Consider the following 14,782-nt stretch of genomic DNA (forward strand, 5'->3'; position numbering starts at 1 on the left):
GGCGAAGTATATTATCTTTTGGCACAACAATATCGTAGATCGCCATATATGGACTTAAATTAAGGGTTTCTTGATTTGAAATCATCGGGGGCACCACCTACACATTAATTCTTTTATTATAAAGGAAAGCGTGACTAAAATAATAGTGTGATACATTGCGTTGTTTGGAGAAGCATCGCTCGACTCCTGCGGGAAAGCGAGACAGACGAGACCCCGCACGAAGCGAAGCGTAGGAGGAGGCTCGGCGCTCGCCCGCGGAAAGCGAGCGGAATGCTTCGGAAAACAACAGTAGAGTCACAGTGCCAAATGAAAAAAGCGAGGTATTCAACGATTTACTCGTTAAATACCTCGCGATGTGAGAAGGTATAGACTTTTTCAGTGCCCTCATTCTTTTGCAGCTCTTTTTAAATCACTTGCAAACATAATATTCTCAGGAGGGCATTGCGTGAAAGGAAAAACAGTTTTTATTACTGGAGCAGCCCGTGGTATCGGGTTATCCATGGCACTAGCGTTTGCTGAGCAGGGAGCGAAAGTCGTTATAACAGACATTAATGAACAGCTTTTAGCGGAGGCAATTCAACACAATCCGCAATTAACTGCATACACATGTGATGTTACGAATGAACAGGCAATATGTGATGCGATTGACTTTACTATTAAAAAGTTTAAGACAATAGATATTTTAATTAACAACGCAGGGTTTCAGCATGTTTCTCTTATAGAGGATTTCGCGACAGAAATCTTCGAATCCATGCAAAAAGTGATGCTCGTTGCACCTTTTATATATGTCTTACCACATATGAAGAAAAATAAGTTTGGACGCATTATTAATATGGCATCTATTAATGGCGTTATTGGGTTTGCAGGTAAAGCTGGATACAATGCCGCCAAACATGGGCTTGTCGGTTTAACGAAAGTGGCGGCACTAGAGGTTGCAACTGAGGAGATAACCGTGAATGCAATTTGTCCAGGGTATGTCGATACAGAATTAGTGCGTAATCAGTTTACGGATTTGGCAAAGACAAGGGGAATTCAAGTAGAGGAAGTGCTTGAGCAGGTGCTTTATCCACTCGTTCCTCAAAAACGTTTACTAGATGTCTCAGAAATTACAGGACTCGCGCTTTATTTAGCTAGTGATATGGCAAAGGGTTTAACAGGTCAAGCAATACTTTTGGATGGCGGTTATACAGCACAATAGCTTAGGAGGGTGAAATATGATTCAAACAAAAACAATCTATACGGTTCATTCGCCAGGAACGATCGTTTATGGACGAGATTCTTTTCAAGAAGTAGGTGAATATGCAAAAAAATTGGGGACTAAAGCTCTTATCATTAGTGATCCGATAATGGATAGCTTAGGCTTTGTTCATCAATGTAGTACTTTATTAAGAGCTAGTGGTTTGGAAGCGATTTCATATTTAGGAGTAACAACGGAACCAGTAGATACATATGTAGCAGAGGGGCTTCATATTTTACAATCTGAGGGCTGCGATATTATTATTTCCGTCGGTGGTGGGAGCTGTATCGATACAGGAAAAGCAATTGCAGTAGTTGCAACGAATGATGGCTACATTGGGGATTATATGAAAATGGCAAAAATAGCTGAGCAAGCACCGATTCCACATATTGCGATACCGACAACGGCGGGGACTGGTTCAGAAGCAACGGATGCAACAGTCATTACGAATACGAAAAATGAAGTGAAAATGATGATTAAGCAACCTCCATTTATGCCAAACATAGCAATCGTAGATCCGATTTTAACGGTTACATCTCCACCCTCCATCACTGCGGCGACTGGTATCGATGCATTAAGTCATGCTATAGAAAGTTATTTATCTCGTTTAGCACATCCTTATTCGAATGTACTTGCACTATCAGCTATGGAGTTAATCATTAATAATATTTTAAAAGTTTACGAGCAAGGTAATGATATTGAAGCTCGGGAAGCAATGTCGCTAGGCTCAATGCAAGCAGGTCTTTCATTCTCAAATGCTTCTGTCGCTTTAGTACATGGCATGTCTCGTCCAATTGGAGCGTTATTCCATGTGCCCCATGGTATTTCAAATGCCATGCTTTTGCCTGCAGTATTAGAATTTTCAAAGGATGCTTGTGTCGATCGGCTGGCGGATTTAGGTAAATTTTTCAATAAAGATAATGAGCAATTATCTCAAGAGGAGCTTGCCGATTTAGCTATTGTTTCGATTAAGGAAATGTGCAAGAAGATGGAAATAGGGAATTTAAAACAGTCGGGAATCGATGAACAAGCCTTTTACGCAGCTATTCCCAAAATGGCAGCTGATGCAATTGCCAGCGGTAGCCCTGGAAATAATCCTAAGGTTCCAACACAGGAAGAGCTAATGGAGCTTTATAAGATTGCTTATCATTATGAGTTTTAGGATTACGAAAAGAAACTGTCTAAAATAGAGTTACAAATCATATGTAATTTGTAACTCTATTTTTTATTGAATAGGAAAAGTATTCTAATTTTTAATAGCCATGTTATAATTTTGAAAATCTAAACAAGGGAGTGGGGATTAATGGAACAATGTTTTATTTGCAATAAACATGCTGGCAACATTCAAGCTTCAGAGTTAAGGATTTATGAAGACGAATATGTTTATGTTGGGCATATAGACAGGAATGAAGCACCCAATTTTTTAGGTCATATAATGATTGATTTAAAAAGGCATGTTCCCACTCTCGGAGATATGACTATAGAAGAGGCAAAAGCATTTGGTGTGATTATGGCTAGAGTCAGTAAGGCAATAATGGAGTGTGAAAAGGCAGAGCATATCTATTCGTTGGTTTCTGGAAATTCAGTGCCACATTTGCATATGCATTTAGTTCCTCGATATCCGAATACCCCTAAACAGTATTGGGGACCAAATGATGTGTATGATTGGGAAGATGCTCCGGTGGGTGACAATATAGAAGTTGTTAAACTTTGTACTCGAATAAAAACATATCTTGAGAATAATGCATATGAGTGAATCTATAGAAGATTTTAGTTGGATAGGTAGCCAAGATAATTTCATAGATCATCCAAATCTTTATCAAATTAAACATGTTATTGTTGGACGATATGGAGGTAACTCCGATGCAGGACAATATAAAAACGAAGATGGTTGTTTAGTATGGCTAGATGAAAAGCAAGATTGGGAGTTTTCTATTTTACTGGATGCTCATAATACATCTGAGAGTGCTCAAATAATTATCGAACAATTTTTTTATCATAAACATGAAATTAAACAATTATTATCTTTACCGACAAACCATCAAACCTTTAAAAGGCTTGAAGAGAAGATTTTAACGATATTTCAATCGGAAGAGTTCTTATCTGTTTGCAGGAATATTACTGGAGAAACTGCGTGTTTAATTGTCGTAAGAAAAGATAAATATGTATGGTGGTTTTCAGTTGGAGACTGTGTTCTTTTTTTATTTCATCAAGAATTGGCTGCATTAGGTCAGTTTCAATTAAATCAAAGGCAATTTTACGAATGGGTAGGACAAGTCAATACTTTTGAACAGGACGTCCCTTGCTACAGCGTTGGAATTAAAGAATTAAGAAAAGGAGAAAATCGCCTTTTTCTTACCACAGATGGCTTACTTGAATGTCCCCATGAACCATACTCTAACCCTATTAATATATATAATTCCTTCTTCAACTCTGAGGATCAAGAGAGCATTTGGTCAATGTTAAAGAATATCAAGAGAAATGGAGTCAGAGATAGCACCACCATCGTTTTTTGGAAAGTTAATATTGCAAAGGAAGCCACTAGAGCAAGTAATCAAGAAGCGAGTCCATAATGGATTCTACCCGCGCGACAGGAATACCCGCGAAAGAGAAAGTGAATAACCCACGTACGCCATGGAAATACCCACAAAAACGAAGCGAATACCTCACAACTTAAGAATCTTTGCTAGTAGGACCCTTCAATCTTGCACCCTTTCCATCATTTTGCAGAATTAATATGACATATACGAGAAAATATAGTAATATTTTAAGTGAATCATCATTCATTTTTAAAAAGGGGGAAATCGTATGTTGCAGGGGAAAACAATTATTATTACTGGTGGATCAAGTGGAATGGGGCTTTATATGGCAAAGCAATTCGTTACGGAAGGGGCAAATGTTGTCATTACAGGTCGTAACGAGGAGCGATTAGCAGAGGCGAAAGCCTTTATTTTAGAGGCTGGAAAAACGATTGAAACGTTCCAAATGGATGTTCGTGTGCCTGAACATGCTGAGGCAATGCTAGCATTTGCTGTTGAAAAGTTTGGACAGGTTGATGGGCTTGTGAATAATGCGGCTGGCAATTTTATAGTGCGTGCAGAGGATTTATCACCAAATGGTTGGAAGGCTGTTGTTGATATTGTGTTAAATGGAACATTCTTTTGTTCATCTGCAGTCGGAAAGTACTGGATTCAAAATAATATTAAAGGATCTATTCTCAATATGGTTGCAACTTACGCATGGAATGCAGGTGCTGGTGTTATTCATTCTGCAGCGGCTAAAGCAGGTGTATTGTCAATGACCCGAACGTTAGCTGTTGAATGGGGAAAACAATATGGAATTCGAGTAAATGCGATTGCTCCAGGTCCAATTGAGCGTACAGGTGGTGCGGAAAAGCTTTGGGAATCAGAGGCTGCAGCTGCTCGTACGCTAGATTCTGTTCCGTTAGGCCGGACAGGTACTCCTGAAGAAATTGCAGATTTAGCTACATTTATAATGTCTAATAAAGCAAGTTATATGAACGGTGAATGTGTGACACTTGATGGCGGGCAATGGCTAAATCAGTATCCTTTCTAACTTCTTTCAGCAATTTTTTTCTGTAGCGACAGCAAAGCGTCAGCTACAAGTGTTTTATGTAACGTAAGCGAAGTGGCTGTTACAATTATTTTCTGTGGCGAAAGCGAAGCGACAGCGGCAAATGTTTTCTGCGCGAAAGCGAAGCGACAGCGGCAATTTGCCGAGGCTAATTGATAATAAAAACTTTGCATAATGGAGAGCTGGGTTGACGCATACTAAGGGTAAAGAAAGGAGTTTTGCCGATGGGTATGTGGTTAATACCGGCTCTTATTGCCATTACGATTATTTCTGCCATTTCGCTTGTGTCGACGCTGAAAATTGCTAAAATGACGTCTCAGCGGAAATCAGAAAACGATACGCCGATTTCAGAAACCGTTGAAGAGTATGCGACTATGCTCAACCCAGTTGTTTGGGTATATATCATTTTTTTACTCTTTTTAGGAATAATGATTTTTTATTACTGGAGTAAGGCTGGATATTAAGTAAATAAATAATATCTTCATTCAGTTCATATTTTATAAATGAGGCTGAATGAAGATATTTCTCCATTGCCCTCAAATAAAAACCCTCGTATATATGCACTTTCGATACTTAGTTTTGTTCAAAATGCTAAAATAATTCGTTGCTTTATAAAAAACTCTTCTCGGCCTTGTCGTGGTCATAAAAGGAATAGTTATGATATGATAAAAGGGAAGCATCCTGTTCTGCAAAGCGGGGACAGAAAAGGAGAAGAAGTTCATGATTTCAACTAACAGCAAAGACTTATTAGCAATGCCAATTAGTGATTTTATTATTTCATCTGAAAAGGTTGCGCATGTACAAAGTGGAAATAGTGCGGAACATGCACTCCTAGTACTTACACGTACGGGGTATTCATCGATACCTGTTTTAGATTTGAAATATCGACTTCAAGGTTTACTAAGTATGAAAATGATTACTGAATCCATTCTTGGACTAGAACATATTGAATATGAAAAGCTACCCGACATTAAAGTGGATACAATAATGGAGAAAGATATCGCTGTATTAAAGTTGAAGGATACTTTCCAGCGAGCGCTCGACTTAGTTATTAATCACGCCTTTTTATGTGTTGTGGACGAAGAAGGAACATTTGCGGGAATTTTAACAAGACGTGTTATTTTAAAGCAATTGAAAAAATATATTTATCAAAAAGAGTAGTAGTTTAAGAGGGGACTCAGATGAAAATCATGAGGCCCTCTTTGCTTGTATCGGAGGTTTACTGATTGATGGCAACTGAGGCTGAAATTTTAAAAGTACTAGCAGAGGAACGTAATATGCGTAAAGCTGCAGAACGTTTATTTTTATCTCAACCAGCACTTTCACAACGGCTGCAGACTATTGAAAAGGACTGGGGTGCGCAATTATTTATTCGTTCGCAAAAAGGACTTACGGCGACACCTGCTGGAGAGCTTATTATTGCCTATGCAACAGAAATGCTCAGCAAAAAAGAAGAGATATTTGAAACAATCCAATCATTAACGACGAAAGTAAACGGGACATTAAAAATCGCCTGTGCTTCGATTGTCGGCCAAAACTGGCTTCCAATCATATTAAAGGATTTTGTAACGAAGTATCCTGATGCAAAAATCTCTCTGATGACTGGCTGGAGCTCTGAAATTGTAAAAGCGCTTTATGAGGGTGAGGCTCATATAGGGATTGTGCGTGGGCAGGTTGATTGGAAAGGGGAAAAAATTCACCTATTTCGTGACACCCTTTATTTAGTAGATAAAGAGCTAAAAACTATAGAAGATGTCCTGACGACAGATCGACCTTTTATTCAATTTAAAAGTGATTCCAATTACTATCAGGAAATTCAACAATGGTGGCAGCAACATTTCGCTTCAAATCCAAGAAAACAAATTTTAGTGGATCAGATTGAAATTTGTAAGCAAATGGCATTGAACGGCATTGGTTATGCTATTTTACCTTCCATTACTTTAAGTGACAATGATGGCATTAATAAAATAGCATTAACGAATAATGAAAAAGAATTTGGTTTAACGCGTGATACTTGGTTAATTGGCTATGAATCCTCATTTGAGTTACGACAAGTAGAGGCTTTTGTAGAAGTAGTGCAAGACCATGCACGATGTTTGTTTGATTATACGAAAAAAAAATAATATATCAAGGCAGTCTCAAGCGATTCACTTGAGGCTACTTTTTTAGCCAATTCTTAATATAGCGTGGAGGTGATTTCCGTTCCGAATGGGCGCTTTGTGCTGCCGCTTTGCTTTCGCATAGAGCCAAGCTTCCTAGGGGTGTCCGATGAGCCGCATTGCTTCGCTGCAGGGTCTCGGGCTAACAGATGTTTTTTGCGCGAAAGCGTAGTGCTAACGTAGCGGCAGCAGAGGGTTTGGTTTCGGTTGTGCGAAAGCGCAGCGACAGCAACAGCCCGATGTTGGCCACGAAGGAGTCAACCAGTCGTAACGAAGATCAACTTATTCACATGACATACGTTATAATAGAATGTCATTCCTAACTTTGGTGTTTTGCTAATTCTAAAGAGTTTATTATTTTCGTTTAATTAATAGATATTAATTACTTGACTGCTAAAATTGATTAAGACATAAAAAAGCACCTTCAAATGTTAAATAGCTTTTAACTGAACTGCTCCCTGTCAAGTAGACAGTGGAAATAATAAAAATGCTTTATGCGGCTTGATCCCTAAATTCCAAGGGACTCAGGCCGTTTAGTTTTTCTTGATAACGCTCTGAATTGTAGAACGAAATATATGTATCAATTGCTGCTTCTAAGGCTTCATATGTATCATATTTATTGAGATAATATTTTTCTGTTTTTAGCGTACCCCAAAAAGCCTCAATTGGTCCGTTATCGATACAACGTCCAACTCTCGACATACTATGTACCATATTCGCATCTTCAATCATCCGTTTGAAGAATTTTGATGTATATTGATAGCCACGATCACTATGTATAAGTGGCTGTTCGTCCATTTTTAAACCTTGTATAGCTGGTATCATCGTGTTAAAAACGAGTTTATTATTATTCGAATGACCTAATATATAACTCACAATCGAATTATCATGTAAATCAATAATAGCGCTTAAATAAGCTTTCTTCCCATTGCCATACTTGAATTCGGTCACATCTGTACAACATTTTTGATTTGGTTTATCTGCATTAAAATCACGATTTAGTATATTTTCTGCCACATAATCTGGCTTTGATTTACGATATTGTTTTCGCTTTCGACGAATCACAGATTTCAATCCACAGATTTGCATTAAACGGTACACGCGTTTTTTATTCACTTTTGGTAAATCATCTTTCTCACGTTGGCGATTGATTGTCAGTGTAATGCGACGATAGCCATAAATCCCATCTACTTGTTTATAGAGAAGTTGAATCGATTTTAAGAGTTGTTCATTCTCATTTTCTTGTGGGGATGGTTTACGGTTTAACCATTTATAATAAGCTGCACGCGAAACACCAGCGATCTCACATAATAAAATGATTGGCAATGTTTCTTTCGTTGCTAATTCCTGAATGGCGATGTAACGACTTTGAATACGAATTTTACTTAACGATGCCTCCTTTCGATTTCCTCTAACTTTTTTAAAAACAGATTTTCTGCACGTAATCGTTCATTTTCACGTTCCAACGTTGGATTTTTAAACGTAACTCATCCTCAGCGGTTAATTCTTCTACTGGCTTTGTATGACCACGTCGATCTAGTAAACCAGACTCACCCATTTCTCACCCATTGGTATACTTGTTGGTAAGAAACCTCATATCTTAACGCTGTTTCTTGATAGTTTTTCTCATTAGTTATACAAGTTTTTACAATTTCAACACGCTCTTCTACAGTAGTTTTTCTGCCTTTGGTCATAGTTTGGCTCATTCCTTTACCCGAATCTTTTAATTCACTATGACTAGTATACTTTTTAACCCAATTTCTTAAAACAGATCTACTAGAAAGTCTATACTTTCTTACAACCTCTCTTAAAGAGAATTCGCCTGAAAGATAATCTTGGACAGCCGCAAATTTTAGTTCTTTAGAATAACTATTATGCTGGTTTAATCGTTCAAGGCCCTCTTCTCCAAAATGAAGATAATCATTTTGCCAATCTTTTATTGTATCTCGATGAACATTAAATACTTTCGCTACTTCATTTAATGTAAGTGGACCTTCGTGATACAGCTTTAAAATTTCTAACTTCTCTTCTTTAGAAAAGAAATGCTTCCTCATAAAAACTCCCCATTCGATAAACAGATTTATTTTTTTAATCTGTCTACCTAATGGGGAGCATATCAAACGACATGAGGTGCTAGTATTTCTTAAAATTTAAATTGAAAGTGAAAATTTTTGTAATTTAAGGTCTTTCACAAGCGAAATTATATCCACCCTCTGAAGAAATTTCATAATAATTACCGTTCTTTTTAGGATCACCTTTAAAACCTGAATCATCTCGACTGTCAAAAACAGGACTTCCACCGATACTATAGCATTTGTCTATTAGGTTCTGTTTTATTTTATATGTTAGATATTTGTCCCACCAGAAGTAACCTATTGCTGTTACGATTCCTATCCCTGCTAGAATGGCTATTACACCAAAAGGTTGTACTGTACCCTCGTTGTTTTCTAAGTAAAGTACATCTCCCTCGTAATTTTCAATATCAATACCTTGTGATAATAGCAATTTATTCGTCTCGTCAACAGTTAATTCATTAAACTTTTCATTATAATAATCTAATTCTGAATCATTAAAATCATATTTTTCATTTGCAAACTCTTTAACTATTTCTAATTTACCTGTTTCAAAATTGTATAATATAGACTCTCCTAGGGCATTCTCTTTTTCAGTGACATCCTGTGCTTGTGCAAAATTTGGCACCATGGTAGAAAAAACAATCAACGCTATTAAAAAATAAGTAAATTTAATCTTTTTCATCAATACTTCTCCTCCTGTATTAATAGTGTAATAGAATAATTGCTAATATTACATACTACCCTCCTTTTGTAAATTCATTTCCAATATTTATATAATATGGATATATATAATTCTATCATACAATATTTGGTATAACAAGGTATTATTAAGAAATCATGGTTTATAATCATAATATTTCCATTTTATGTTTTGTTTGGGGCTTCCTAACAAGTCCGAAGAAAAAAGTACAGCGTGTAGAGGAAAAACCAATACAGGCAGAGGACACAAATGTTCCCCAGCTATTAAAGGGCATGAAAAAACGACAAAAAAAAGATGTTGCATCACTTTATAGCAATTGCCATCGTTTTTTTGTCATTTGACATATGCCTTCAGGGATTATCGCCCAACATTTAAATTTTATCGATAAACTTTAGCGATTTATCACCCAACTTTTAATTTTTTATCGACATGCACCTTCGAAAGAGCAAAAGAGGATGCATACACAAAATTGACTTTAATCAGCATAAATACGCTTTAACTGGTGAGTATCAATTTTAGAATGCTACTTTTGTGGAATTAGAGAATTTAGTGAATTCATCTTGTAAATAATGTATACAAATGTAATAATTGATGATAGTAATGAAATATTACTATAATTTTAAATTACTAATGATTTGGAGGTTCAAAAATGACCAATATAATGAATTCTTTTGGTTTTCTAAGTTTTAAATTAGGTGAGGCTTTAGAGGGAAATCTCGAGAAATATATTAGTGAAAAATATCAAATGAAATCTAGAGAAGTTGGGATCATGATTGCTGTAAAAGAAAAAAAACTTAGTCAAATTCAAATAGGGCAGATTTTAAAGTTAGATAAAAATAGTGTCCGCTTTTTTATCGATGGTTTAGAAGAAAGAAATTATGTTTATAGGGAGAAAAATCCAGAAAATAGAAGAGAGAATTTAATATGTCTTACGGAACAGGGGAGGAATTTGGCAGAAGAGTTATCGAAGACCCTTTCGATTTCTGAGAATGAAGTGTTAAACGTACTTTCGTTGGAAGAAAAAGAACTGTTGAAAAGCATATTGAAAAAAGTATATGAAAATCGTGGATAGGATTTAACTCCTTTCAGCAATCTGCTGAAAGAAGTTAAACTTCCGGCGGATGTCACGGATTCGGAAAAGAGTTCTTAAAGGAAGTTAGCCTAAAATCATTGCATCCATGCGATAACGGCTAACTGACCTGCATCACGCAGGCCTAAGCATAAAGCTGAATCAGGATGCAATTATGCCGAGACATAATTGCTAACCATATCAATAAAAAAGAAAGAGTGATGACATATGAAAGCAGTAGAGGTTATGAAGGAGTACTTGAAAAGAGTGCAAATAGAGGGTCAGGATTTATCTGACATGTATGCGGATCATGGTGAATTAAAAAATTTTAAAGGTGAAATATTTACAGGAAAAAAAGAAATACAAAACTTTTACATGTCGCCTATGCCGAAAGGCTTTAAATTAACTGTCCACAATATTGAAGGTGATGATACAGAGTGTATTGCTACAGTTTCAACTTCTTGGGATGGTTTGCCAAAGCCAGTAATTTTAGAGGAAAGGTTAATTCTAGAAAACGAAAAAATAAAATCGTTAGCAATGATTCCAAAATAAAGGGGACAGAAACTATGTCATTATATCCTAAGAAAAATCCTCTTCTTACGCCTGAAAGGGACACGAAATATTGGATTGGCGTGGTATCTCTTAATCATGTGCAAAAAGGGGTTGAGGGAGGATTCGGTCAGTTATGTCATGGTAAAGAAAGTCCTTTGAAACGAATGGCAAAAGGAGATTGGATTATTTATTATTCTCCTAAAACAAGTCTAGATAGTAATGAGCCTGTGAGAGCATTTACCGCAATAGGAAGAATAAAGGACGAGCGAATATACGAGTTCCAAATGTCAGAAAATTTTATTCCTTTTAGAAGAGATATAGACTTTTATAAAGATGCAAAAGCTGTGCCAATAAAAAGGATTTTAGATTACTTAGAATTTGTAGAAGACAAATCGAAATATGGCTATAAATTTAGATTTGGTCATTTTGAAATAAGCAAAAAGGATTTTTTATTAATTGCTCATGAAATGGGATTACCATTGAAGTATGGGTGAATTTGGTTGGCCAAAAAACGTTACTTTCATCATTCGAAGAAAGTAACGTTTTTAACTATTATTTAAGCAGAGTGTTTAGGTTAGTTACAAATACTGTCTTACGCAAATACCTAGCAACGACAATACCTAAGACAGCACCAATAGTACTTGAGGTTAAAAAGGCTGGCATGAAAAATAAAGCAGCAACGGATGTCCCCATTAATAAATGTGCGTAAGGTACTGCTAAAAGTGAGGCAATGATACCTGTCCCAAACATTTCACCGACTCCTGCAAGCCATTGCTTACCGCTGTATTTATAGGCAAGAGCTGCACATAGAGCGCCAATAACACTGCCAGGTATAGCTAGTAATGAGCCTGTGCCTGTTAAAATACGAATAATGGCTGTGACAAAGGCGACCATAACAGTAGGCACTGGACCAAGAATGATAGCACCGATAACATTAATGGCATGCTGGACAGGGTAGGCACGCGCAATCCCCGTTGGTATTGAAACGAAGGTAGAACCTGCTACTGCAATTGCTACTAATAAGGCCATGATTGTTAATTTTCGAATTGACATAATTTCCACTCCTTTGAAATGTGAATTTTATAGTTAGCGCCGCTAAAGTTGGGAGTTCTGCTGCTAAGCCAATGAGAAGCGCCGCTAAAGTGGGGAATACCGCCGCTAAAGCTATGAGAAGCGCCGCTAAACAGGAGAGTTCCGCCGCTAAGCCAATGAGAAGCGCCGCTAAACAGGAGAGTTCCGCCGCTAAGCCAATGAGAAGCGCCGCTAAACAGGAGAGTTCCGCCGCTAAGCCAATGAGAAGCACCGCTAAAGTGGGGAATACCGCCGCTAAAGCTATGAGAAGCGCCGCTAAACAGAAGAGTTCCGCCGCTAAGCCAATGAGAAGCGCCACTAAATAGGAGAATACCGTCGCTAAGCCAGTGAGAACGGCCGCTAAAGCGTAAAAAAGCCGCTTCCTAAAAAACAATAGGAAGCGGCCTTGTATCTACATAGTAAAAAGCAAGTGTCGGCACTTCCCTCCGCTAGTGTGAACTAGATCAGGTTCAAAGGGTCCGTATATGATAATATACGTCTCAGCCTTTTAAAGACTCCCCTAGTGGTAATTAATAGAATTTTTAGTTTTTCACATATTAATGTAGCATACTACTAAAAATAGTCAATAACTTTTCAGACTATTTTGTATCAGGATGCATAAGGTGTGGTGCTTTTTTCATTGTCCAAATAAGGGCAAGGAAGAAACAAGCCATTAAAATAATAGACCCGAATATATAAGGACTGTTCATATTCCAATCGAATAATATACCTGCTAGAGCTGGACCAATCATATTACCAAGACTCATATACGCATTGTTCAGACCAGCTGCATAGCCCTGTTCATTCTCAGCAAGCTTTGAAATCAATGTGTTGACAGCTGGGCGAATCAATGTCGTAGCTGTAGAGAAGATTGTCGCTACAATTAAAATAAGTGCAAAACCAGATGCGAATAATATTAAGAAAATCGAAACGGCTGCAATAAATAAATTGACTAACACTACTTTCATTTCGCCGAAGCGATTAAACAGCGGTGTAATAACAAACATCTGTACAACAACACCAAAAGCGCCGCCCATAACTAATATAATGGCGATATCAGTAGGTGTGTAATTAAACTTGTCTGTAACAAATAATGATAATGTTGTTTGGAAGTTAGCAATCCCGAAAGAGAATACAAGCATGATAATTAGCATGACAAAATAAGGCATTCGGACTGAACGGGCCATCTGCTTTGCAAGATTATCCTGCTTCTGTGCTTTTTTAGCAGTGTTCGGTTTTGTAGCAGGCAATAAAAAGAACGATAAAATAGCTGCTAAGATAGCTGCACATCCAGCAGTATAAAACGGAAAATGCAAACTAACTTTTGAGAGGAATCCGCCGATACCTGGTCCAATCATAAAACCAAAGGACATTGCTGCCCCTATCATCCCCATACCTTTTCCGCGTTCCTCGTACGTTGTGATGTCAGCCACAAATGCCATTATAGGAGGTGCCACAAATGCAGATCCAAGGCCACCTAAAAAGCGTGCCAAGAAGAGCATCCACACATCTGTAGAAAGTCCGAATCCAATTTGTGCAAGTCCTGTTACGATAAGGCCGAAAATAATGAGATTTTTACGACCGTATTGATCGGAAAGATTCCCAGCAATTGGAGAAAATACGAATTGTGCTAAGGCGAACGTTGCAATCAACATGCCAAGTACTTGTCCTGCAGCACCAAATAGTTTTAAATAATCAGGCATGACAGGAATAATAATTCCGATACTCCCCATTGCGATAAACATATTAAACATTAAAATATACAAAGCCGCCTTATTAGACTTCTGCTGGGTCATCAAATACCCCTTTCTTTCATCAAATATACTACAGTCTACCACAAGGCTTGTACATTTACTATTGACTATAAGTCTGAAATAAGAGACTTATTTATGGGGATTCTAATTATTAAAACAAATTCTGCACCCGGCTTCCCCATAGAAATTTACCATTAGCTAAACGAAAAAAGAGGCTAGGAATCAGGTGTCAATTCAGATGACCTTCCCGCAAAACGAGGGGTTGATTTCCGTTCCGACTGGGCGCTTTGCTTTCGCTACAGAAAGCAATTGTTGCTGACGCTACGTTAGCACAGAAACCATTTGTTGCTGCCGCTTTGCTTTCGCCACAGAAAACATTTGTTGCTGACGCTACGCTTTCGCACAGAGCAAAGCTTCCTGGGGGCGTCCGATGAGCCGCTTCGTTGTTGCTGTCGCTTCGCTTTCGCACAGATAAAACATTTGCTGCCGCTACGTTAGCACTACGCTTTCGCACAGAAAACATTCGCTTCGCTGCAGGGTCTCGGACCAGCACGATGCTGGTCACGAAGGC

15 protein-coding genes, 1 pseudogene and 1 riboswitch are annotated in these 14,782 nt (G+C 37.7%); of the genes and pseudogenes, 12 read left to right on the forward strand and 4 right to left on the reverse strand.

What is annotated here, in order from left to right:
* The first annotated feature begins 445 nt into the window (after window positions 1-445).
* The 8 genes from ACQKOF_RS00005 (at window position 446) to ACQKOF_RS00040 (ending at window position 6,954) form a co-directional block, all read left to right on the forward strand.
* Entirely contained in the window at window positions 446-1,198 is a 753-nt protein-coding gene (locus ACQKOF_RS00005) for a 3-hydroxybutyrate dehydrogenase (protein WP_427552444.1), read from the forward strand.
* A 16-nt stretch (window positions 1,199-1,214) separates the two neighbouring features.
* Complete coding sequence (locus ACQKOF_RS00010) at window positions 1,215-2,399, forward strand: iron-containing alcohol dehydrogenase (RefSeq protein ID WP_427552446.1); 1,185 nt, start codon at window positions 1,215-1,217, stop codon at window positions 2,397-2,399.
* Window positions 2,400-2,540: 141 nt separating this feature from the next.
* Window positions 2,541-2,993 (forward strand): HIT family protein, encoded by a 453-nt coding sequence (locus ACQKOF_RS00015; RefSeq protein ID WP_427552448.1) that lies wholly within the window; start codon window positions 2,541-2,543, stop codon window positions 2,991-2,993.
* The gene (locus ACQKOF_RS00020) at window positions 2,986-3,810 is read left to right on the forward strand and encodes a protein phosphatase 2C domain-containing protein (protein WP_427552450.1); all 825 of its coding nucleotides are present in this window, start codon (window positions 2,986-2,988) and stop codon (window positions 3,808-3,810) included. Before ACQKOF_RS00015 ends, ACQKOF_RS00020 begins: the two co-directional genes overlap by 8 nt.
* Window positions 3,811-4,045: 235 nt before the next feature.
* On the forward strand, window positions 4,046-4,813 hold the full coding sequence (gene fadH, locus ACQKOF_RS00025) for a 2,4-dienoyl-CoA reductase (RefSeq protein WP_427552452.1): 768 nt from the start codon (window positions 4,046-4,048) through the stop codon (window positions 4,811-4,813).
* Window positions 4,814-5,055: 242 nt separating this feature from the next.
* Window positions 5,056-5,295: a hypothetical protein gene (locus tag ACQKOF_RS00030; protein WP_049668244.1), complete on the forward strand. Its 240-nt coding sequence runs from the start codon at window positions 5,056-5,058 to the stop codon at window positions 5,293-5,295.
* Window positions 5,296-5,551: 256 nt separating this feature from the next.
* Window positions 5,552-5,992 carry a cyclic-di-AMP-binding protein CbpB gene (gene cbpB, locus ACQKOF_RS00035; protein WP_427522606.1) on the forward strand — a complete coding sequence of 147 codons (441 nt, stop codon included), beginning with the start codon at window positions 5,552-5,554 and terminating at the stop codon, window positions 5,990-5,992.
* 68 nt (window positions 5,993-6,060) lie between these two features.
* Entirely contained in the window at window positions 6,061-6,954 is an 894-nt protein-coding gene (locus ACQKOF_RS00040; RefSeq protein ID WP_427553140.1) for a LysR family transcriptional regulator, read from the forward strand.
* Between the two features lie 528 nt (window positions 6,955-7,482).
* Here ACQKOF_RS00040 and ACQKOF_RS00045 read toward each other — a convergent pair.
* Window positions 7,483-9,044: pseudogene (locus ACQKOF_RS00045) on the reverse strand (IS3 family transposase).
* Between the two features lie 124 nt (window positions 9,045-9,168).
* Window positions 9,169-9,747 (reverse strand): hypothetical protein, encoded by a 579-nt coding sequence (locus ACQKOF_RS00050; RefSeq protein WP_427552454.1) that lies wholly within the window; start codon window positions 9,745-9,747, stop codon window positions 9,169-9,171.
* A 155-nt stretch (window positions 9,748-9,902) separates the two neighbouring features.
* Between ACQKOF_RS00050 and ACQKOF_RS00055 the strand changes: the two genes are divergently transcribed.
* The 4 genes from ACQKOF_RS00055 to ACQKOF_RS00070 all read left to right on the forward strand — a co-directional run bounded on the left by ACQKOF_RS00055 (window position 9,903) and on the right by ACQKOF_RS00070 (window position 11,880).
* Complete coding sequence (locus ACQKOF_RS00055; protein WP_427552456.1) at window positions 9,903-10,106, forward strand: hypothetical protein; 204 nt, start codon at window positions 9,903-9,905, stop codon at window positions 10,104-10,106.
* Window positions 10,107-10,414: 308 nt separating this feature from the next.
* Window positions 10,415-10,837 (forward strand): MarR family winged helix-turn-helix transcriptional regulator, encoded by a 423-nt coding sequence (locus ACQKOF_RS00060; RefSeq protein WP_427552458.1) that lies wholly within the window; start codon window positions 10,415-10,417, stop codon window positions 10,835-10,837.
* Window positions 10,838-11,062: 225 nt separating this feature from the next.
* Entirely contained in the window at window positions 11,063-11,386 is a 324-nt protein-coding gene (locus ACQKOF_RS00065) for a hypothetical protein (RefSeq protein WP_427552460.1), read from the forward strand.
* Window positions 11,387-11,400: 14 nt separating this feature from the next.
* Window positions 11,401-11,880 (forward strand): EVE domain-containing protein, encoded by a 480-nt coding sequence (locus tag ACQKOF_RS00070; protein WP_427552462.1) that lies wholly within the window; start codon window positions 11,401-11,403, stop codon window positions 11,878-11,880.
* 58 nt (window positions 11,881-11,938) lie between these two features.
* Here the strand turns inward: ACQKOF_RS00070 and thiW are convergent, their stop codons facing one another.
* Window positions 11,939-12,439, reverse strand: a complete 501-nt coding sequence (gene thiW / locus ACQKOF_RS00075; RefSeq protein ID WP_427552464.1) for an energy coupling factor transporter S component ThiW — start codon at window positions 12,437-12,439, stop codon at window positions 11,939-11,941.
* A gap of 442 nt (window positions 12,440-12,881) precedes the next feature.
* A riboswitch (TPP riboswitch) is annotated at window positions 12,882-12,989 on the reverse strand.
* A 67-nt stretch (window positions 12,990-13,056) separates the two neighbouring features.
* Window positions 13,057-14,253 (reverse strand): MFS transporter, encoded by a 1,197-nt coding sequence (locus ACQKOF_RS00080; RefSeq protein WP_370076959.1) that lies wholly within the window; start codon window positions 14,251-14,253, stop codon window positions 13,057-13,059.
* Between the last annotated feature and the right edge of the window lie 529 nt (window positions 14,254-14,782).

Origin of the sequence: Lysinibacillus sp. NPDC093190 (genome assembly GCF_050280425.1) — a bacterium.
Classification (GTDB): Bacteria; Bacillota; Bacilli; order Bacillales_A; family Planococcaceae; genus Lysinibacillus.